12 protein-coding genes and 1 pseudogene are annotated in these 21,494 nt (G+C 60.0%); 5 read left to right on the top strand and 8 right to left on the bottom strand.

All coding sequences use genetic code 11. From position 1 onward, the window contains the following. Positions 1-11: 11 nt before the first annotated feature. Together glnE and ACEN93_RS19240 are read right to left on the bottom strand one after the other, a co-directional pair. Positions 12-2,951 carry a bifunctional [glutamate--ammonia ligase]-adenylyl-L-tyrosine phosphorylase/[glutamate--ammonia-ligase] adenylyltransferase gene (glnE, locus tag ACEN93_RS19245; protein ID WP_495610386.1) on the bottom strand — a complete coding sequence of 980 codons (2,940 nt, stop codon included), beginning with the start codon at positions 2,949-2,951 and terminating at the stop codon, positions 12-14. After that, the gene (locus ACEN93_RS19240) at positions 2,948-3,073 is read right to left on the bottom strand and encodes a hypothetical protein (RefSeq protein WP_256574488.1); all 126 of its coding nucleotides are present in this window, start codon (positions 3,071-3,073) and stop codon (positions 2,948-2,950) included. The genes glnE and ACEN93_RS19240 overlap by 4 nt, the downstream gene beginning before the upstream one ends. Positions 3,074-3,335: 262 nt before the next feature. On the opposite strand from ACEN93_RS19240, the gene aceE reads away from it, so the two are divergent. The 5 genes from aceE to msrA all read left to right on the top strand — a co-directional run bounded on the left by aceE (position 3,336) and on the right by msrA (position 13,333). Then, positions 3,336-5,981 (top strand): pyruvate dehydrogenase (acetyl-transferring), homodimeric type, encoded by a 2,646-nt coding sequence (gene aceE / locus ACEN93_RS19235; RefSeq protein WP_039766531.1) that lies wholly within the window; start codon positions 3,336-3,338, stop codon positions 5,979-5,981. Between the two features lie 11 nt (positions 5,982-5,992). Beyond that, the gene (gene aceF, locus ACEN93_RS19230) at positions 5,993-7,951 is read left to right on the top strand and encodes a dihydrolipoyllysine-residue acetyltransferase (protein WP_495610385.1); all 1,959 of its coding nucleotides are present in this window, start codon (positions 5,993-5,995) and stop codon (positions 7,949-7,951) included. Between the two features lie 278 nt (positions 7,952-8,229). Beyond that, positions 8,230-9,627 (top strand): alkaline phosphatase D family protein, encoded by a 1,398-nt coding sequence (locus ACEN93_RS19225; RefSeq protein WP_495611561.1) that lies wholly within the window; start codon positions 8,230-8,232, stop codon positions 9,625-9,627. Positions 9,628-9,865: 238 nt separating this feature from the next. After that, positions 9,866-12,562, top strand: coding sequence for a putative bifunctional diguanylate cyclase/phosphodiesterase (locus ACEN93_RS19220; RefSeq protein ID WP_039766525.1), 2,697 nt, complete (start codon positions 9,866-9,868; stop codon positions 12,560-12,562). A gap of 105 nt (positions 12,563-12,667) precedes the next feature. Then, positions 12,668-13,333: a peptide-methionine (S)-S-oxide reductase MsrA gene (gene msrA / locus ACEN93_RS19215; RefSeq protein WP_103386566.1), complete on the top strand. Its 666-nt coding sequence runs from the start codon at positions 12,668-12,670 to the stop codon at positions 13,331-13,333. 145 nt (positions 13,334-13,478) lie between these two features. On the opposite strand, the gene ACEN93_RS19210 is transcribed toward msrA, so the two are convergent. From ACEN93_RS19210 to putP, 6 genes and pseudogenes are all read right to left on the bottom strand, one after another. Then, positions 13,479-14,318 (bottom strand): 23S rRNA (adenine(2030)-N(6))-methyltransferase RlmJ, encoded by an 840-nt coding sequence (locus tag ACEN93_RS19210; RefSeq protein ID WP_074689600.1) that lies wholly within the window; start codon positions 14,316-14,318, stop codon positions 13,479-13,481. 239 nt (positions 14,319-14,557) lie between these two features. Then, the gene (locus ACEN93_RS19205) at positions 14,558-14,878 is read right to left on the bottom strand and encodes a hypothetical protein (protein ID WP_074689599.1); all 321 of its coding nucleotides are present in this window, start codon (positions 14,876-14,878) and stop codon (positions 14,558-14,560) included. A gap of 331 nt (positions 14,879-15,209) precedes the next feature. Then, a complete protein-coding gene (locus ACEN93_RS19200; protein WP_371855304.1) occupies positions 15,210-15,953 on the bottom strand; it encodes a DUF4123 domain-containing protein in 744 nt (247 codons plus the stop codon). A 6-nt stretch (positions 15,954-15,959) separates the two neighbouring features. Beyond that, the gene (locus ACEN93_RS19195; RefSeq protein ID WP_074689598.1) at positions 15,960-16,349 is read right to left on the bottom strand and encodes a hypothetical protein; all 390 of its coding nucleotides are present in this window, start codon (positions 16,347-16,349) and stop codon (positions 15,960-15,962) included. A 1,052-nt stretch (positions 16,350-17,401) separates the two neighbouring features. Next, positions 17,402-19,408: pseudogene (locus ACEN93_RS19190) on the bottom strand (type VI secretion system Vgr family protein); the annotation flags it as partial. Between the two features lie 228 nt (positions 19,409-19,636). After that, complete coding sequence (gene putP / locus ACEN93_RS19185) at positions 19,637-21,121, bottom strand: sodium/proline symporter PutP (protein ID WP_039766513.1); 1,485 nt, start codon at positions 21,119-21,121, stop codon at positions 19,637-19,639. Between the last annotated feature and the right edge of the window lie 373 nt (positions 21,122-21,494).

Below are 21,494 nucleotides of genomic sequence, written 5' to 3'. Positions count from 1 at the left end.
CGTCTCGAGAATCAGCTTAGCCCCAGCTCACGCCAGATCCGCATCACCTGCCGCCGTTCGTCCGCGAACTGATCGCCCGGTATCACCCCGGCGTCCTTCTGCAAGGCCTGCCGGTGGGCGGCGGAACGATAGGCCTTGTAGGCCTCGCGCAACAGGCTGGCGTCTTCGGCCGGCATCAGCCCTTCGTGTTCCAGCTCTTCCAGAATGCGGATATTGTCCGTCCAGCGCAGCAACGGCGGGTGGGTCTGCGACCACGCCAGGGCCGCGTATTGCACCATAAATTCAATATCGACGATACCTCCGGCGTCCTGCTTGAGGTCGAACGGCGCCGTGGCCTCGAAGGCATTCGCCCCGGTACCGGCGGCGGTGCTCTTGCTGCCGAGGTTGTCGCGCATCTTGGCGCGCATCTCGCTCACTTCCTGTTGCAGTTTCACCAGATCCCGCGCCTTGCCCAGCACCTGGGCCCGCACGCTCTCGAACGCCTGGCCGACATCCTTGCTGCCCACCAGCACCCGCGCCCGCACCAGCGCCTGATGCTCCCAGGTCCAGGCTTCATTTTCCTGATAGCGGGCAAACGCGCCGAGCGAACTGACCAGCAGCCCGGACGCCCCGGACGGACGCAGGCGCATGTCCACTTCGTACAGCTGGCCGGAGTTGGTCTGCGCCGTCAGCAAGTGAATGATCCGCTGGCCGAGCCGGGTGAAAAACTGCGTGCCATCGATGGGTTTCGGGCCATCGGTTTCGGCCTGCTGATCGCCATCGTGGATGAACACCAGATCCAGATCCGAACCATGCCCCAACTCGATCCCGCCGACTTTTCCATAACCGACAATGATGAAGCCGGGATCGCACAGCGTGCCATCGGTGCGCAGTGGCGTGCCGTATTTGGCCACGGTCTGGCGCCAGGCCAGGGCCAGCACTTGCTCAAGAATTGCTTCGGCCAGCCAGGTCAGGTAATCGCTGACTTTCATCAATGGCAGGCTGCCGGCGATTTCCGAGGCGGCGACGCGCAAGCGGTGCGCCAGTTTGAAATGACGCAGCGCTTCCATCTGTTGTTCGAGGTCGTCTTCCGGGATCCGCGTCAAACGCTCACGCAACTCGGCGGCCAGCTCCGGCGCCAACGGCGGCTTGAACAGCCGGCCCTCGTTGAGCAGTTCATCGAGCAGCAGCGGGAAACGGGTGATCTGCTCGGCGATCCACGGGCTGGCGGCGCACAGCGTCAGCAAGCGCCGCAGTGCCCCGGGGTTTTCGGTCAGCAGCACCAGATAAGCCGAACGCCGGGCCACCGCTTCCACCAGCGGCAGCACCCGCTCCAGCACCAGATCGGGATTTTCGTGCTCCACCGCCTGAGCCAGCAGGCGCGGAATAAAGGCATCGAGACGTTCGCGCCCCAGACGCTGCATCGCTCGCAACTGCGGGCTGGCGCGCAGGCTCGCCAGCGCCTTCAGGGCCTTGGTCGCGTCGGCGAAACCGCCCTCCTCCAGCTGGCGACAGGCCGCTTCTTCGTCTTGAGCCTCTTCCCACAGCGGCAGCCATTCTCCGCCGACCACCACTTCACTCTCGGCGCCTTCGTCCTCATCCGGATCGGCGATCACCTGCGCGAAGTGCCAGGCTACTCGGCCGCGCCAGAACATCAGCTTCTCGTGGAACGCTTCCCAGTCGGCGAAACCAAGCATGAATGCGATACGCGCCTGATCCTGAGCGCTGTCCGGCAGCATCTGGGTCTGGCGGTCGGCAATCGCCTGGATCGCGTGTTCGGTGTAACGCAGGAATTCGTAGCCTTCGCGCAGCTCGCTGATGACCGCTGGCGGCAGATAGCCCTGCCCTTCGAGCGTGCTCAACACCTTTAATAGAGGGCGCTGTTGCAGACTCAGGTCGCGACCACCGTGAATCAATTGAAAAGCCTGGGCGATGAACTCGACTTCACGGATACCGCCGGAACCCAGCTTGATGTTGTCGGCCATGCCCTTGCGCCGCACTTCCTGCTGGATCAGCTGCTTCATGGTGCGCAGCGCTTCGATCGCCGAGAAGTCCAGATAGCGCCGGTAAACGAACGGCCGCAGCATTTCCTGCAACTGCTCGCCCGCCACCTGATCGCCGGCCACCACCCGCGACTTGATCATCGCGTAGCGTTCCCAGTCGCGGCCCTGATCCTGGTAATACTGCTCCAGCGCATTGAAGCTCAGCACCAGCGCGCCGGACGAGCCGTACGGGCGCAGACGCATGTCGACGCGAAACACGAAACCGTCGACGGTGATCGGGTCGAGGGCCTTGATCAGGCGCTGGCCGAGACGAATGAAAAATTCCTGGTTGTCCAGCGGGCGCTTCACGCCGACGGTTTCGCCGCCCTCGGGGTAGGCGAAGATAAGGTCGATGTCCGACGACAGGTTCAGCTCGACCGCGCCGAGCTTGCCCATGCCGAGGATGACCATTTGCTGTGGTTCGCCGCTGCGCCGGCCGGTCGGCGTGCCGAACTGCTCGCAATGGCGGCGGTACAACCATTGATAGGCCTGATCGATGCTGGCGTCGGCCATGTCCGAGAGATCGCGGCAGGTCTGCACCAGATCGGCCTGACGGTTGAGGTCGCGCCAGATGATCCGCACCTGATGCCGGGTGCGCTGACGGCGCAGGACGCGGCCCAATTCGTCTTCGGTCTGCGCGGTGGCGACCGCATCCGCCATCTGCCCGCACAACTCACCGGGAGCGAATGCCCGGTCGAGTTCGCCGGACTGCACCAGCGACAACAACATCAAAGGGTCACGAACGCTCTGTTCAATGACGAAATCGCTGGCGGCGCTGACGCGGGCGAACTGCGCCCAGCGTTCCGGCGTCCAGGACGAGAAGCCGTGATCGTCTTCCAGTTGCGCGACGGCCGCACGGAACGACTGCTCCGATCGGCTGACCAACGGCAGGAGAATGGCGGGCAGTTCGGCAAGCGCGGGCAGGGTCATGGTCTATCCTTGATCGGCGTGTAAATGGCCGCTTGTAGTGATGAATGAAAAACCGCTACGCGAAGGACTGTCGAACAAAAGTGAGAAATAGCTGAAATTTCTTTTTCTTTGGCAGCCAGCATCAAACTTTCACCTTTTTCGGATGGCTAAAGACCAACCTTAACGATTATTCTCACAACGCAGTCGGAGGCCACAAGCCTTTCATCTGTAGTTTTACTACTCGTCTATACATTCGAAAGGCTGAAATGCCGGATGATTTGTAGTAAAACTACACGCCGCCGGAACAACCTGTCGGCAATCCAAGAATTTTAAATCGTCTGCCCACAAGGCCAGTCGCAAACTCAGGCAACCGATTCTGGAAGCCTTTCCGCCCTGGAGCAAGCCATGCAAGACCTCGATCCCGTCGAAACCCAGGAATGGCTGGACGCCCTGGAATCGGTTCTCGACAAAGAAGGCGAAGACCGTGCTCACTATCTGATGACCCGTATGGGTGAACTGGCAACCCGCAGCGGTTCGCAGCTCCCTTACGCCATCACCACGCCTTACCGCAACACGATCCCCGTTACCCACGAAGCACGCATGCCTGGCGACCTGTTCATGGAACGCCGCATTCGCTCGCTGGTACGCTGGAACGCGATGGCCATGGTAATGCGTACGAACCTGAAAGATTCTGACCTGGGTGGTCACATCTCCAGCTTCGCTTCCAGTGCGACCCTGTACGACATCGGCTTCAACTACTTCTTCCAGGCCCCGACCGACGAACACGGCGGCGACCTGATCTACTTCCAGGGCCACACCTCGCCAGGCGTCTACGCCCGCGCATTCATGGAAGGCCGCATCACCGAAGACCAGATGAACAACTTCCGCCAGGAAGTCGACGGTCAGGGCCTGTCGTCCTACCCGCACCCTTGGCTGATGCCTGACTTCTGGCAGTTCCCGACCGTATCCATGGGTCTGGGCCCGATCCAGGCGATCTACCAGGCACGCTTCATGAAGTACCTGGAACACCGCGGCTTCATCCAGCCGGGCAAACAGAAAGTCTGGTGCTTCCTGGGCGACGGCGAGTGCGACGAGCCGGAATCCCTGGGCGCGATCTCCCTGGCCGGCCGCGAGAAGCTGGACAACCTGATCTTCGTCATCAACTGCAACCTGCAGCGCCTCGACGGCCCGGTTCGCGGCAACGGCAAGATCATCCAGGAACTCGAAGGCGTGTTCCGCGGTGCTCAGTGGAACGTGACCAAAGTCATCTGGGGCCGTTTCTGGGACCCACTGCTGGCCAAGGACACCGACGGCATCCTGCAACGTCGCATGGACGAAGTCATCGACGGCGAGTACCAGAACTACAAAGCCAAAGACGGCGCGTTCGTGCGTGAACACTTCTTCAACACGCCAGAACTCAAGGCGATGGTTGCTGATCTGTCCGACGACGAGATCTGGAAACTCAACCGTGGCGGCCACGACCCGTACAAGGTCTACGCGGCGTACCACGAAGCGGTCAACCACAAAGAACAACCGACCGTCATCCTGGCCAAGACCATCAAGGGTTACGGTACCGGTGCGGGCGAAGCGAAGAACACCGCGCACAACACCAAGAAAGTCGACGTCGACAGCCTGAAGCTGTTCCGCGACCGCTTCGACATCCCGGTGAAAGACGAAGAGCTGGAAAACCTGCCGTTCTTCAAGCCGGAGCCAAACAGCGCCGAAGCCCGTTACCTGGCCGAGCGTCGTGCCGCACTGGGCGGTTTCGTGCCTCAGCGTCGCGCCCAGAGCTTCAGCGTACCGACTCCGGATCTGGACACCCTCAAGGCAATCCTCGATGGTTCCGGCGACCGTGAAATTTCCACCACCATGGCGTTCGTGCGGATCCTCGCGCAACTGGTCAAGGACAAGGAAATCGGCCCGCGCATCGTTCCGATCATCCCGGACGAAGCCCGTACCTTCGGTATGGAAGGCATGTTCCGTCAGCTGGGCATCTACTCGTCCGTCGGCCAGCTCTACGAGCCAGTCGATAAAGACCAGGTGATGTTCTACAAGGAAGACCAGAAAGGTCAGATCCTTGAAGAAGGCATCAACGAAGCAGGCGCCATGAGCTCCTTCATCGCCGCCGGTACTTCGTACTCCAGCCACAACCAGCCAATGCTGCCGTTCTACATCTTCTACTCGATGTTCGGCTTCCAGCGTATCGGCGACCTGGCATGGGCCGCTGGCGACAGCCGTACCCGTGGCTTCCTGATCGGCGGCACCGCCGGCCGTACCACCCTGAACGGTGAAGGCCTGCAGCACGAAGACGGTCACAGCCACCTGCTGGCTGCCACCATCCCGAACTGCCGCACCTACGATCCGACCTACGGCTACGAGCTGGCGGTGATCATTCAGGACGGCATGAAGAAGATGACCGAAGAGCAACAGGACATCTTCTATTACATCACCGTGATGAACGAGTCCTACCAGCAGCCAGCCATGCCGGCCGGTGCCGAAGAAGGCATCAAGAAAGGCATGTACCTGCTCGAAGAAGACACCCGCGATGCGGCGCACCACGTACAGCTGATGGGCTCCGGCACCATCCTGCGTGAAGTCCGTGAAGCGGCGAAGATCCTGCGTGAAGAGTTCAACATCGGCGCCGATGTGTGGAGCGTCACCAGCTTCAACGAACTGCGTCGCGACGGCCTGGCCGTAGAGCGCAGCAACCGTCTGAAACCTGGCCAGAAGCCTCAGCGCAGCTACGTCGAAGAATGCCTGAGCGGCCGTAAGGGTCCGGTCATCGCATCGACCGACTACATGAAGCTGTTCGCCGAGCAGATCCGTCAGTGGGTACCGTCCAAGGAATTCAAAGTCCTGGGCACCGACGGTTTCGGCCGCAGCGACAGCCGCAAGAAACTGCGTCATTTCTTCGAAGTCGACCGTCATTTCGTGGTGTTGGCAGCCCTGGAAGCACTGGCTGACCGTGGTGATATCGAACCTAAAGTCGTGGCCGAGGCCATTACCAAGTTCGGCATCGACCCGGAAAAACGCAACCCACTGGACTGCTGAGGAGAAACTCTGTGAGCGAACTCATTCGCGTACCTGACATCGGCAGCGGTGAAGGTGAAGTAATCGAACTGTTTGTGAAGGTCGGCGACCGTATCGAAGCCGACCAGAGCATCCTGACCCTGGAATCGGACAAGGCCAGCATGGAAGTGCCGGCCCCGAAAGCCGGCGTCATCAAGAGCCTGAAAGTGAAGCTGGGCGATCGCCTGAAAGAAGGCGACGAACTGCTGGAACTGGAAGTCGAGGGTGCCGCAGCTGCGGCCCCTGCTCCGGCTGCTGCGCCTGCCGCCAAGGCTGAAGCTGCACCGGCTGCCGCTCCTGCACCGGCTGCTCCAGCTGCTGCCCCTGCTGCCGCTTCGGTTCAGCAAGTGCACGTGCCGGACATCGGTTCGTCGGGCAAGGCCCAGATCATCGAGATCCAGGTCAAGGTCGGCGACACTGTCGAGGCTGATCAGTCGCTGATCACCCTGGAATCCGACAAGGCGAGCATGGAAATCCCGTCGCCTGCCGCTGGCGTGGTCAAGGCCATCAGCGTCAAGTTGAACGACGAAGTCGGCACCGGCGACCTGATCCTGGATCTGGAAGTGGCGGGTGCTGCGGCCCCTGCTGCGGCCGCTCCGGCCCAGGCTGCTGCTCCGGCCGCTGCGGCCGCACCAGCACCGGCCGCCGCGCCAGCTGCCCCGGTTGCCGACAGCGTTCAGGACATCCACGTTCCGGACATCGGTTCGGCCGGCAAGGCCAAGATCATCGAAGTGCTGGTCAAGGCTGGCGACAGCGTTGAAGCCGACCAGTCGCTGATCACCCTGGAATCCGACAAGGCGAGCATGGAAATCCCGTCGCCTGCCGCTGGCGTGGTGGAAAGCGTTTCCATCAAGCTGGACGACGAAGTCGGCACCGGCGACCTGATCCTCAAGCTGAAAGTCAAAGGCGCCGCTCCAGCTGCTGCCCCGGCTCCAGCTGCCGCTGCTGCTCCGAGTGCTCCGGCGCCAGCCGCTGCTCCGGCTGCCGCTGCACCTGCTGCCGCTCCGGTTGCTGCTCCAGCCAAGCCTGGTGCGAAAGTTCACGCCGGCCCTGCCGTGCGTCAACTGGCTCGCGAGTTCGGCGTCGAGCTGAGCGCTGTCGGCGCCAGCGGTCCGCACGGTCGCATCCTGAAAGAAGACGTGCAGGTTTACGTCAAAGCCATGATGCAGAAGGCCAAGGAAGCACCGGCCGCTGCTGCTGGCGCAACCGGTGGCGCGGGCATTCCGCCGATTCCGGTCGTTGACTTCAGCCGTTTCGGCGAAATCGAAGAAGTGCCGATGACCCGCCTGATGCAGGTCGGCGCCGCCAACCTGCACCGCAGCTGGCTGAACGTGCCGCACGTAACGCAATTCGACTCGGCGGATATCACCGAGCTGGAAGCGTTCCGCACCGCACAGAAAGCTGTCGCAGAGAAGGCCGGCGTCAAGCTGACCATCCTGCCGCTGCTGCTCAAGTCCTGCGCGCACCTGCTCAAGGAACTGCCGGACTTCAATAGCTCGCTGGCACCAAGCGGCAAGGCGATCATCCGCAAGAAATACGTGAACATCGGCTTCGCCGTCGACACCCCGGATGGCCTGCTCGTACCGGTCATCAAGAACGTCGACCAGAAGAGCCTGCTGCAACTGGCCGCCGAGGCCGCTTCCCTGGCTGAAAAAGCCCGGACCAAGAAGCTCTCGTCGGACGAGATGCAAGGCGCCTGCTTCACCATTTCCAGCCTCGGTCACATTGGCGGCACCGGCTTCACGCCGATCGTCAACGCGCCGGAAGTGGCGATCCTCGGTGTTTCCAAGGCAACCATCCAGCCAGTCTGGGACGGCAAAGCCTTCCAGCCGAAACTGATGCTGCCACTGTCGCTGTCCTACGATCACCGTGTGATCAACGGCGCCGCTGCTGCACGCTTCACCAAGCGTCTGAGCGACCTGCTGGCGGACATCCGCACCATTCTGCTGTAAAGCGTTCGGCCCTCCGGCAACGGAGGGCCGACTGCGTTCCACGTTTTCGAGCGCCACACGCTCGTACCTCAACCCCGTCAGTTTGGCGGGGCTTTTTTTTGCCTGAAATAACTGCCACCTGAACTTTTCCCACAACTTGCGCTGAGATAGGCCACGACTCTAGTCCACTTCCTGTCAATATTTTCCAGCGACAGGCAACTAACCTTGGCGCATCAAAGTTGCACCAACAAGCCAGGCAACTTTATTACTCACCAACACTTATTCGAATGGATTCGAACATGCTTAAACCTACTGTCGGCCCGATCATTGGCCACACCACAACTAACCAGGCGCGAATTTTCATTCGTGGCGGACTGCAACATAATGCGTCCGTATTTGCCGGCATTCGTTACCGCCCCCTGGATTCGAAACAATGGCAACCCGCCCAGTTTGTCAAACTTGATTCAACCCGCGACATGACGGAAGTATTCGTAATCGATCATCTGAAGGCAGACACCGAATACGAATACCAGACCGGCTGGTTCAGCCCGATGAGTCCCGTCCACACCATCCACAGCGTGGCGGAGTTGCCGCTGCAATGGCCACGGGAGATTTACCGCCTGCGCACCCGCAGCAGCCAGCCTTTGCAGCCGCGCGCTTACATCCTCGGCTCCTGCCGTTACCTGCGCATGACCGCCGGCGTCCCGGTGCTCCCGCATCTGGGCGACCGGATCTTCGCGTCCATCAGCCAGTTGATCGAGGGTGCACAACCGGCAATCAGCGCAATCATGATGTGTGGCGATCAGATCTACGCCGACGACTTGAACCTGTTCGCCCCGGATCGCGACTATGACGAGTTCATTGCAAAGTATCGCGCGGCGTTTTCCCTGCCTAATATTCGACGATTGATGTCCGGCACTTCGACCTACATGATCCTGGACGATCACGAAATAGAAGATAACTGGCCAATGAACGCCCATGAGTCCGATAAAACGCTCTATCGCAACGCAATGGCGACTTACGATATTTATCAAGCGAGTCATAGCCCGATCTGTTCAACAACAACTAGCGGAACAATTGATCGCACGACACTGAAGCACTATTGGTATCAATTCAGCGATGGCGATATCGAATGGTTTGTGACGGACAGTCGAACTTGCCGCAACTTGTCGAATGACAACCGGCGCATCCTCGATGAAGAACAGGAACAGGTGCTGTGCAAGTGGTTGATCAATAGCCCGGCGCGGGTCAAGTTTGTAGTCACCAGCGTCATGTTCTATCCCGACCGCAAAATGAACGGCGATGATGCCTGGATGGGCTTTCCCGAACAGCGTCTGCGCCTGCTGGAAACCATCCGCCAGCATCGGATCAGGAACGTCGTGTTCATTTCCGGTGATGTGCATGGCTCGCTGACTGCACGCCTGACACACAGCGAAGACCCAGAGTTTGAAGTGCACACGGTCGTTTCCTCACCGCTGAGCAACAGCAAACTGCTGCCCTACGCCACCGCCGCGACCTTCACGCTCGACCAGGCGCTGGCGCAAACCGAGTCAGGCGAATACCGGCACGAACTGACCAGCGAGGTCGTCAGCCAGGACAACTTCGCGCACATGGTGGTTGAAGCCGGGCGAATCCAGGTCAACTATCACGATCGGGATGGCAGGCACCTGCAATCCATCGATATTCCGTTGCGATAAATCCAGCGGTACGAACGTTCCGGATGCCGGAAGGCTCTGGAACGGCCATTTTCACGCTTGGTAGCATTAGTTTCCGGCGGGTGCTGGAGAAATGTTCACTGCAGCCGACATATTCTTATAGCACTTGGCCTTCATGTCTCTTGTCAGTCAGTGCCGCAATGATGCAACCTTGCCGCAGGCAACAGTAAAGAGGGCGCGAGCCCGGCGCGTTCAGCAAATTTCCAAGCGAGTTCCCTTCATGAAGAGCCAACCCGATGCCGCCAGCCGTATGGTGGCCGAGGTAGTGACGCAGTTGCCTGTGCCCTCGCGGCTCGGCATGCTGCGTTTCGAGCGCTTGAATGAAGCCAGTTGGGCCATGTTGTTTCTCGATCCCAACTGTGAACGCCAGTTCGGCCAGCCCGCCGTCGAACTCTGCGCTCTGGTCGGCTCGCCCTATGCCAGCCTGATGGAACCCGAAGCGCGTTATCAACTGCACGACGCGATCCAGCAACAACTCGGTCACAGCCCGCATTATCTGGTGCGCTACACCCTGCACACCGCCGCTGGTGCGCTGAGCATTCTCGAACTCGGCGAAGCCTACAGACAGCACAACCGCCACTTGCTGCGCGGTTACCTGCTGGCGGTCGACAACGTGTTTGACGAGGCACCTTCGCTGCCGTCCGTCGACCTTGAAACCCAGAATTCACGCCTGCAAATCGCCCTGGAGCTCAATCAGCGCGCCCAGCAGGAACAACTGCAGCATCTGGAGCGGGTGCGCGCCCAGCAGGACCTGATCCTGTTGCTGGCCCGCCAGCGCTACAGCAGCCAGAACTCCCTGCAGGAAGCTGCCGAGCTGATCACCCGCTGCGCCTGCGATATCTACGAAATCGACTGTGCCAGCCTGTGGAACCTCGAAGGCCAGAAGCTGGTGCCGATTTCGGCCTACCACCGCGCCACCCAGGAATACATCCTGCCGGAGGTGATCGACGTCAGCGGCTTCCCCGATTACATGGAAGCCCTGCACGGCAGCCGTGCCATCGACGCGCACAACGCGATGCGCGACCCGCGTACCCGGGAAATGGCCGAAGCCCTTCGCCCGCGCGACGTCAACGCCATGCTCGACGCCAGCATCCGCGTCGACGGCCAGGTGGTCGGCGTGTTGTGCCTGGAGCAGACCGGCGTCACCCGCGCCTGGCAGTCCGACGAAATCGCCTTTGCCGGCGAGCTGGCCGACCAGTTCGCCCAGGTCATCAACAACCACAACCGCCGCACTGCCACCAGCGCCCTGCACCTGTTCCAGCGCGCGGTCGAGCAGAGTGCCAACGCCTTCTTGCTGGTCAACTGCGACGGCGTGGTCGAGTACGTCAACCCGAGCTTCACCGCGATCACCCAGTACACCACCGAGGAAGTCCACGGCCAGCGCCTGTCGGAGTTGCCAGCCCTGGAAAACTTAAGCGAGCTGCTGTTCGACGCGCCGTCGGCGCTGGCCAAGAGCAACAGCTGGCAAGGCGAATTCAAGAGCCGCCGCAAGAACCTCGAACCCTACTGGGGCCAACTGTCGATCTCCAAGGTCTACGGCGACAACCGTGAGCTGACGCATTACATCGGCATCTACGAAGACATCACCCAGACCAAGCTGGCGCAGCAGCGCATCGAGCGCCTGGCGTATACCGACAACCTGACCAACCTCGGTAACCGGCCTGCATTTATCCGCAATCTGGATGAACGCTTCGCCCGGGATAGCGATACCCCGATCAGCCTGCTGCTGGTGGACATCGACAACTTCAAGCGGATCAACGATAGCCTCGGCCACCAGACCGGCGACAAACTGTTGATCAGCCTGGCCCGGCGCCTGCGCAACAGCCTGAGCCCGAGCGGCAGTCTGGCGCGGTTCGCCAGTAACGAATTCGCGGTGTTGCTCGACGACACTGACCTTGCCACCGGGCAGCAGATCGCCAACCAATTGCTGGCGACGCTGGATAAACCGATGTTCGTCGACAACCAGCTCATCAGCGTCACCGGCTCCGTGGGCCTGGCCTGCGCGCCGCTGCACGGCCGCGACCCGCAGACCCTGATGCGCAACGCCGGCCTCGCTCTGCACAAGGCCAAGGCCAACGGCAAACACCAGGTGCAGGTGTTCACCGAAGCGCTGAACGCCGAGGCCAGCTATAAGCTGTTCGTCGAGAACAACCTGCGCCGCGCCCTGACCCAAAACGAGCTGGACGTGTTCTACCAGCCCAAGCTGTGCCTGCGCAGCGGTCGTCTGCTGGGCATGGAAGCGCTGCTGCGCTGGAATCACCCGGAGCGCGGCATGATCCGCCCGGACCAGTTCATCAGCGTCGCCGAAGAAACCGGTCTGATCATTCCGATCGGCAAGTGGATCGCCCGCCAGGCCTGCCGCATGAGCAAAGCGCTGACCGCTGCGGGCATGGGCAATCTGCAGGTGGCGATCAACCTGTCGCCCAAACAGTTCTCCGACCCGGATCTGGTGGCCTCGATCGCCAACATTCTCAAGGAAGAAGCGTTGCCGGCCAATCTGCTGGAACTGGAGCTGACCGAAGGCCTGCTGCTGGAAGCCACCGAAGACACCCACTTGCAGCTCGACCAGCTCAAGCGTCTGGGCCTGACCCTGGCCATGGACGACTTCGGCACCGGCTACTCGTCGCTCAGCTACCTGAAGAAATTCCCGATCGACATCATCAAGATCGATCGCAGCTTCATCCATGAAATCCCGGACAACCAGGACGACATGGAAATCACTTCCGCCGTAATCGCGATGGCCCACAACCTGAAACTCAAGGTCGTGGCCGAAGGCATCGAGACCGCCGAGCAGCTGGCGTTCCTGCGTCGGCACCGCTGCGACGTCGGCCAGGGCTACCTGTTCGACCGGCCGATTCCGGGCGGCGAGCTGATCCAGGCGCTCAAGCGCTACCCGCGCGGTCCGCTCTCTCTGTAACCCACAGGACACTATCCGCACATTTTGCCTGGTGATTAACCGGGCATCATTGGGCACACTGTGGGTCAGCTTATAGACATCCCATCCTGACTGAGAGGAACGATCATGGTTCTGCGCTCGGAAATTCTGGTGAACAAAAACGTGCTACCGACTAAAGAACAAGCTCTGCCTGGCCGCGAAACCGCAATGACCCTGCCTGAAAAACACTTTGTTTTCACCGAAACGCCGTTGCTTGGTCCGTTCTTTCAGGACGTCGACTTCGCGATCTTCGGCCTGGGCTGCTTCTGGGGTGCCGAGCGCCGCTTCTGGCAGCGCGAAGGCGTGGTCAGCACCGTGGTCGGTTACGCCGGCGGTTACACGCCGAACCCGACCTACGAAGAAGTCTGCTCGGGCCTGACCGGCCATGCTGAAGTGGTGCTGGTGGTGTTCGACAAGGCCAAGGTCAGCTACGAAGAGCTGCTGGCGATGTTCTGGGAATTGCACAACCCGACACAGGGCATGCGCCAGGGCAATGACATCGGCACCCAGTACCGTTCGGTGATCTACGCGACCCATCCGGAGCAACTGGAGGCGGCGTTGAAGAGCAAGGCTGTTTATCAGGCGGAATTGTCGAAGGCGGGTCTGGGTGAAATCAGCACCGAGATTGAACAGGCGCCGACCGTTTACTTCGCCGAGGCCTATCACCAGCAGTATCTGGCGAAAAATCCGGAAGGCTACTGCGGGATTGGCGGCACGGGCGTTTGCATGCCACCGAGTCTGGCGGGTAACTGACCGCGGCCACTGATCGTTCCCACGCTCCGCGTGGGAATGCAGCCCGGGACGCTCCGCGTCCCAATAGCGGACGCAGAGCGTCCATTGAGGCATTCCCACGCGGACGGTTCGACGCCTCGACGTGGGAACGATCATTGACGGTTGATCAGCTTTCGGCGATCAACCAGTCCATCTGCCACCCACCCTGGGTCTGCCCAAGTTTCCTGGACAGCCACGGCAGCAGCTCACGCAATTCTTCCTCCAGCCCCCACGGCGGATTGGCAATCGCCAGCCCGGAGCCGTTCAGGCTGTTCGGCGTATCCAGCGGATGCACCAGCAGCTCGACCCGCAACAACTTCGGCGCACCGGTGCCGGCCAGATCCTGATAGAAACGACGCAATGCGCGCTGATCCTTCACCGGATACCAGATCGCCGCGACGGTCTGGCGCATCCGGCCGATGGCCTCTTTCATCGACGCCGCACAACGCTGCATTTCATCGAGCTGTTCGAACGGCGGATCAATCAGCATCACCGCGCGTTTCTCCTGCACCGGCAACATCGCCCGGGCGACATGCCAGCCCTCGCCCAGATGCACTTTGACCCGACGATCACCGGCCATGTTGTCCTTGAGCAGGACGCCGTCTTCGGGGTGCTTCTCGTTGAGCATCACCCGATCCTGGGAACGAGTCAGACGCCGCGCCAGCTCCGGCGAACCCGGGTAATAACGCAACTGGCCATCCGGGTTCATCTCGTGCAGCACTTTCATGTAGTCGGCAGTCAGCGCCGGCAGATCCGGCTGATCCCACAACCGCGCGATGCCTTCCAGGTACTCGCCGGTACGGTTGGCCTGATCGCCCTGCAGGTCATACAGACCGATGCCGGCGTGGCTGTCGAGATAGGCAAACGGCTGCTCCTTGCGCGACATCAGGGCGATGAGGCGGGTCAAGGTCAGGTGTTTGAACACATCGGCGTGATTGCCGGCATGGAAGGCGTGACGATAATTCATGGCTGCTCCTGCGAGGGCCGTGAAGTTTACCTTTTACCGGGCGGCAAGTCAGGGGCTCGCAGCTGAGTGGCGTGCCGCTGCACTAATGATCGTTCCCACGCTCTGCGTGGGAATGCAGCCCGTGACGCTCCGCGTCCATGGGGTATCAGCCCCAATTGCGGTGGACGCCTGGAACGCGGTGCATCCCTGGAGGCATTCCCACGTAGACGGTTTGACGCCTCGACGTGGGAACGATCGAGTCAGGACGGTATGGCGTGTAGGCGTTTGCCAATCACATCCAAGACATCACAGCCGTCACGCAGCGGAATTACGCAGAGTTGGGCGAAGTCGCTGAGGATGACCGAGTCGCACTCGACCGAGCCGCGCATGCACATGTTTTCTAGGACCTGAATCACGGCGCGGATGCGGTAGTTGGCGGCGTCCATCAGGATGTCGAGCGGGGCGTGGGTGTCGATGAACAGGGTGGGCATGTCGTTGCAGTTGCTGGTCAGCGCCATGAGGCGGTTGTCGGGGTGGGGGATGAAGGGTTCGTAGGGTGGATCTGGATGAAGCGTGCTCATTGTTTAATCCTCTGGTAGTGAAAGAGGCGCACACCGTTTCCCTCCTACAGGATTGGGTGGCAGCCATGCGCGGGGTAGGAGGACTGAGACCAGAGCACTCAGCCACGCCGAAGCGTGCCCGCGCATAACCGCCGCAAAAGATCTTACGGTCGAGCGAAGACTGCCGCAAATCGGGCAACGACGCTTATGCACTGCTCTGAAATCAGGGCTCCTACGCCCTGTCTCCACACTTGCGGAGACAACCAAAGACTATCCCCGCACCACCTCGCCCACCAGTTCACGCAAACCGCCGCAACTCGCAGGAAACGTCCGAAGCCTTTGCCCGGAAATTTCACTCTGACTCGTCCCGCAAGTAGTCCAGCAATGCCGAAGCCGACGATTCGTCCGACGCTGAAACCGCAAAAAACCTGACAACCTTGCAGCGCAAGACATCGGCGGGAAGCGCCTCGAACAACGCCGGTTGTTCCTCGCTCAACCACTGCAAGGCATTGTTGATTCGGGCATCACTACCGAATTGCGCCAGCAGCTTTTCCGGCACCGACCACCAGGGAAACTCCCGACCCGAGACCCGCGCCCTGCCCCCGATCTCGACGGCCTGACCGTTGATCAAGCCTCGCGTGAGAACCGGCAGCAATTGCCCGGCATCCACCTCGGACGACTCAAGGATCGGCAACAAAAACCGCCCATCCCAAAAGCGGAAGAACACCGCTTTCCCGTCCGGCATCAGCACCTGGGTCAAACTGCGAAAGTGCTCGACCACCGCCTCAAGCCCCGCCGAAGAAACCGCCAGCCAACCCCAGTCGCGAGACTCCGTGGTCGCCACCCAATCCAGAAACTCACTGCCCGCGTCGACGATTCCCACGTAGGGCATCACCGCATCCCACTCGGTATAGATCGTATCCGCCCAAACAGGGCTAGGTGCCGACGCAAACTTCGAGCGTTGCCAAACTTTGAACGGCTCGGCGATGCTCGCATTGCAGAAGATGGCGAAGAGTTGTTCAGCACTGTCAAGGGGGTGGGTTTGAAGCCAATTTCTAACAGAATCGTCTCTCATAAACCTATAACTGCCAGTCATTCAATTTCATTCAATCCACCCCATAAAGTTCGTAACCAATAAAAAAACAACCATCACTACGAAACTTCCAAATGCCGATAAATACACAAAGCGAATCAAACGCAACAAACCCTTCGGAAAATTCAGTAAGTCACTCCCATCCAAAGCCCCCCCCTTGATTGCCCGGGATGGCAGGAGCAGGTACGAGCCTATGCACGCCAACATGAAATAAGCACCCAAAACCCCACCACTCAGAGGCTTACGCACTGACACGCCTTGCGAATTACTGAGAAAACGAAAAATCGCCTCCTTTCTGAATAGAGCCAGATAGACCTGACCGACAACAGATATGAAAGCAAGACCAAAGAACACTCCGCCAAAAGTCAAAACGAACCAGATTTCATCAGCCTTCGTCATGTGCCGACTCCCTCATAAATGACCTCACCAACCTTTTCACCCAAAATCTCGCCACCCACTCCCCCTCCAAAAGTTCCAGCCCCGACCAGAACCAATGAGCAAAGCACCCCACCTGTTCCTGCAGTACCCAGGCCAATGCCAACGCATACAAGAGAGCCCGCGATACCACCACCGAGGCTTCCCCCAAATGCACCGGCAAATTTCGCCGTCTCGGTGAACTTCACTTTCCTGCAAGCTTCCTCCGTACCTAGCCGGCAAGTCTCCCTGACCTTTAACCCCGAAGCCGTCGCCCCCAGACCAACCCCAACCCAACCACCTAACTTGATCACCTTGCTGGCCTTACTTACGCCTTGAATATGCGTTGCGTATCCGGGAATCTCACCCGCAATACCAGCCTTGCTCCAATGGTGAACGAGACTCCGGCTGGAAATACCCAACGTTTTTTTCAGGTTTGGATGATCGGGCAAACCAGCCGTTTTACGCACTAGCGGGCTAAGACTGCCATCCAGCTGCGCCATCAACTTTTTGCGCTTGGAAAAGAAATCAGCGCCCTGAAGCTTTCCGTGTTTATCAAAGGTTTGCTTATGCAGTATCTCCAGCTCTGCCAGCGTCTTGCCAAGATTGTCCAGATGATTACTGAACATCGCCGAGCCGATCCCCACGGCCGTCGAACCCTGAGATAAAAACGACTGAATCTCACCGTGATGTCGAACCATAAACTCAGCCTCCGCATCACTCATTGGCGTCAGCGCCGCATCAACCTTCTGCGCCGCCTCCATCAACAACGCTTCTTCGCGCGTGCACTGCGTATTACGTGGATCACTCAGGACAATAAGTTGACCGGGTTTTGCGTATTGCGTGAGTTGTGGATTAAGACTGCGGAATTTATCCAGCACGGCAGGATCCGGCTGCGGGAACAACGTTGATTCAAGCGCTGCCCGAGACATTCCCTGTTCAACAATATGAAAGCCCGGCTCAACGCCGGAAGGCGTCGGCCGGGCCGAGGGCTTTGGGGAGTCGGTCAAGCTACTCGGGGGCAGAGTCGGAGTTGGGCACACACCGTCCTTGCAGCGCTCGCATTCTTCGCAGAACGGCGCATCACCTTTAAGGCTCATGATTTGCGCGGCAGTCAGAATCGCAGCCGGGGCCGCCACCAGTTTCTCCGGCAACCCCGGCACTGTCGGCGCCGCACTCATCGCCGCCATCGGCGCACCACCCACAACGATCGGCACGCTGCTGAAGATCCCGCCGGGGCCGATGTTGATCCACTGCCCGCCCGCCTGAATCGTCGCGCTCGCACCGCCGTCGATCACCACTTGCTGGCCGGCGCTGACGTGGAATTGAGCACTGGCGTTGATCGCCTGATTGCTCACACGGATGTGCCGGTCGCCGGTCACCGTGAGATGGTCGTCCTGCCTCACCTCGGTCTGGCGCTGGCCGTGGGTGATGCGCTGCTCATCGGCTTTCAGCTCGTGTTTGGCGAGGCCGGTGACGACAACACTGCGCTGGTTATCCACCTGTACCTGTTGATCATTCAGTACATGCTGCGTCCAGTTTCGCTGGGCGCGCAGGTAGATTTCCTCGGCGCCCTTGCGATCTTCGATACGCAATTCGTTGTAGCCCCCACCACCGGGACTACTCTGGCTGCGGAAAATACTGCGGGTCTTGTCGGCCGGCAGATCCAGCGGCACCGGAGTGGCGGCGTTCGGCAGGCAACCCATGACCAACGGTTTGTCGGCATCCGAATCGATGAACCCCACCAGCACTTCCATGCCGACCCGCGGGATCAGCACGCTGCCATAACGATCATGGGCCCAGCCGCTGGCGACCCGCAGCCAGCAGCTGGAATGCTCATTGAGCTCACCGTCGCGATCCCAGGCCAGTTGCACCTTGACCCGGCCATACTCGTCGCAATGGATTTCACTGTCTTGCGGGCCGGTGACCACGGCCGGTTGATAGCCGAGCATCCGTGGTTTTTCCGGGCCCATCGGCGGGCGGAAGAACACGTCCCACGGCGTGGCGAGAAAGGTATTACGGTAACCCTGGAATTCATCACCGTCGCTGGTGACCGATTCCTCCAGCACTTGCGGCTGTCGGCCATGGTGTTCGAGAGAGGTCAGCAGCCAGAGGTCGTTCAAATCCTGGCGCGGATGCTCGGTCAGTTGCAGGAAATGTCCACTGACCAAGGCAGATTGATCGCTGCGGCCCTCGGCCTGACGATAGTCGGCGACATGCCGCTCAAGGGTGCGCTGGGCCAGTTGCTTGCCGGTTTCGCGCTCGGTGAACTGGCCGGGAAAGTGGTAATCCTCCAGCACCGGGCGCTGCTCGCTTTCGGCGCGACTTTGCAGCGCCAGCCGGGGTTTGGTGAAGTCGTAATCACGCCGGGTGACCACACTGGTGCGGGTTTCCACTCGAACGGTGAAGCGCTTGATCGCCGGCGCCGCCGCAGCCATGCCACTGCCCGGCAGGTACAGCGTCGGCTCGGCCAGACGGGGGAATACCGTTTGATCGTCGCCGAATACGAGTAGATGCCCATCGGGACTGTGCTGAAAATGGAAATGAATGCCGACTTCGGCACACAGCCGCTGGATGAACGCCAGATCGCTCTCGGCGTACTGCACGCAATATTCACGCGCCGGGTAATCACTGCCGAGGCGAAATTCAAAGGCATCGCGCAGGATCGCGTGATCCTTGAGGATCTGCGTCACGATCTGCGGCACGCTCTGATGCTGGAAAATTCGCTGATTGATCCGGTGACCCAAATAGGCCAGACGCGGAACAAGACTGACGTGATAGCGGGTCAGACGCTTGCCGGAATCCCCCTGCCCAACCCGATAGATCTGACCGTGGATACCGGAACCGTCTTCATCAAAACTCAGAAAAGCCTGACAGTGCAGCAGGCTTTCCAGATCCAGGTCCGGCCGCTCACTGACCAGCTCCAGGTCAAAGCGGAAGGGTTGGCTGATGGCTTCCTTGCCCGTGAACTCAAGGACTTTGAGGTCAAACTGGGCGCCTTCGACGGTCAACGTGAAACGCGGTTGATTGGCAGGCGCGAACATCCGATGTCTCTCTGCAGATTGAGGGCGGGCGATTCTGCATGAGGGGCAAGGGATGCAGGTTGGGTGACTGAAAAATCAGATTTTCCCTACTTGAAACTTCGATCTCCCCTTCAAGAATCGGCGCATTCGACTACAGACTTTTCCTTCGGAAAAATCGCAGGCAATAAAAAACGGCCCGCTTCCTGGCAGGAAGCGGGCCGTTTTCTTGTGAGCCTCAGCTCATTCCCATCACTTGTTCAAATGGAAGTCCTTCTCGGCCGCTTCAAAGCGCTGAACCATGCCGGCGCTCGGCTGGCCCATCAGGCTGACCAGGTAGATCGCCAGGCTGGCGAAGATGAAGCCCGGGATGATTTCGTACAGACCCAGCAGCTCGAAATGCTTCCACACGATCACGGTGATCGCGCCGACCAGGATGCCGGCCAGAGCGCCGTCACGGGTCATCTTCTTCCAGATCACCGAGATCAGCACCACAGGACCGAACGCTGCACCGAAACCGGCCCAGGCGTAGGACACCAGACCCAGCACACGGTTGTCCGGGTTGGCGGCCATCGCGATGGCGATCAGTGCAACCAGCAACACCATGGCACGACCGACCCAGACCAGCTCAACCTGGGAAGCGTTTTTGCGCAGGAAAGCCTTGTAGAAGTCTTCGGTCAGGGCGCTCGAGCACACCAGCAACTGGCAGCTCAGGGTGCTCATCACGGCAGCCAGAATGGCCGACAGCAGTACACCGGCGATCCACGGGTTGAACAGCAGCTTCGCCAGTTCGATGAACACACGCTCGTGGTTCTCGGTCACTGGACCCGCGACTTCCGGGTGCGCCGAGAAGTAGGCGATACCGAAGAAGCCCACGGCCACGGTGCCGCCCAGGCACAGGATCATCCAGGTCATGGAGATGCGACGGGCGTTGGCGATCGATTTCACCGAATCAGCGGCCATGAAGCGCGCAAGGATGTGCGGCTGGCCGAAGTAGCCCAGACCCCAACCCATCAGCGAGATGATGCCGATGAAAGTGGTGCCTTTGAGCATGTCGAAGTTGCTCGGGTCCTGTGCTTCGATGGCCAGGAACGTGGTGTCGACGCCGCCGGTAGCCAGCAGCACGATGATCGGCGTCAGCAGCAGGGCGAAGATCATCAGGGTGGCTTGTACGGTATCGGTCCAGCTCACCGCGAGGAAACCGCCGACGAAGGTGTAGGCAATCGTCGCCGCAGCACCGGCCCACAACGCGGTCTCGTAGGACATACCGAAGGTGCTTTCGAACAGGCGGGCACCGGCCACGATGCCGGAAGCGCAGTAGATGGTGAAGAACACCAGAATCACTACCGCCGAAATGATGCGCAGCAGACCGCTTTTATCTTCGAAACGGCTGGAGAAGTAGTCCGGCAGGGTCAGCGCATCGCCGTTGTGCTCGGTTTGAACACGCAGGCGACCGGCAACGAACAGCCAGTTCAGGTAGGCACCGACGATCAGGCCGATGGCGATCCAGCTTTCGGACAGGCCGGACATGTAGATGGCGCCCGGCAGGCCCATCAGCAACCAGCCGCTCATGTCGGAAGCGCCGGCGGACAATGCCGTCACCACGCTGCCCAGGCTGCGGCCACCGAGAATGTAGTCAGAAAGGTTGTTGGTGGAGCGATAGGCCATGAAGCCGATCAGCACCATTGCTGCGATGTAGATCACGAACGTGATCAGGGTTGGATTGCTTGCGCTCATTACGTACGTGCCCTGGCTTTGTTTTTATGTAGCGGCGGCGGTTGCACCGTTTGCAGACTGATGCCTGACAGACGATTCGCACGGCCGCGCATTTATGACCAATGTTTCCCCAGGAAAGCCATTGGCCGGTGCGTCGGGTTTCCCCGGTTGCACCTTGGGCGCGAATCCTATGCAACAAAGCAAAACAGGTGCAACCAGTTTCTTGAGAATTAGTTGCACCCAGTCGGATTTATCCTACGGAAGTGGCTTTTTGCTCCCTTTTAACGCAGTGACAACGCTTTTCTAGAAGCAAAAGCACCAAGCAAGAGCAGCACTTTCGTACCAGAAATTATTTCCTGACGAGCTGCAGAATATTCCGACAAAAAAGGGTTGC

Source organism: Pseudomonas sp. Pseusp21, from assembly GCF_059492145.1.
This window is presented reverse-complemented; position numbering and strand designations above follow the sequence as displayed.

Bases quoted from the DNA above. Each gene is read 5' to 3' on its own strand.
- ACEN93_RS19210 (WP_074689600.1), bottom strand. From the start codon at position 14,318: ATGAATTATCGTCACGCCTTCCATGCCGGCAATCACGCCGATGTGTTC.
- ACEN93_RS19195 (WP_074689598.1), bottom strand. From the start codon at position 16,349: ATGACGAAGGCTGATGAAATCTGGTTCGTTTTGACTTTTGGCGGAGTG.
- ACEN93_RS19240 (WP_256574488.1), bottom strand. From the start codon at position 3,073: ATGCTGGCTGCCAAAGAAAAAGAAATTTCAGCTATTTCTCACTTTTGT.
- aceE (WP_039766531.1), top strand. From the start codon at position 3,336: ATGCAAGACCTCGATCCCGTCGAAACCCAGGAATGGCTGGACGCCCTG.
- ACEN93_RS19200 (WP_371855304.1), bottom strand. From the start codon at position 15,953: ATGACTGGCAGTTATAGGTTTATGAGAGACGATTCTGTTAGAAATTGG.
- ACEN93_RS19205 (WP_074689599.1), bottom strand. From the start codon at position 14,878: ATGAGCACGCTTCATCCAGATCCACCCTACGAACCCTTCATCCCCCAC.
- ACEN93_RS19225 (WP_495611561.1), top strand. From the start codon at position 8,230: ATGCTTAAACCTACTGTCGGCCCGATCATTGGCCACACCACAACTAAC.
- msrA (WP_103386566.1), top strand. From the start codon at position 12,668: ATGGTTCTGCGCTCGGAAATTCTGGTGAACAAAAACGTGCTACCGACT.
- glnE (WP_495610386.1), bottom strand. From the start codon at position 2,951: ATGACCCTGCCCGCGCTTGCCGAACTGCCCGCCATTCTCCTGCCGTTG.
- ACEN93_RS19220 (WP_039766525.1), top strand. From the start codon at position 9,866: ATGAAGAGCCAACCCGATGCCGCCAGCCGTATGGTGGCCGAGGTAGTG.
- putP (WP_039766513.1), bottom strand. From the start codon at position 21,121: ATGAGCGCAAGCAATCCAACCCTGATCACGTTCGTGATCTACATCGCA.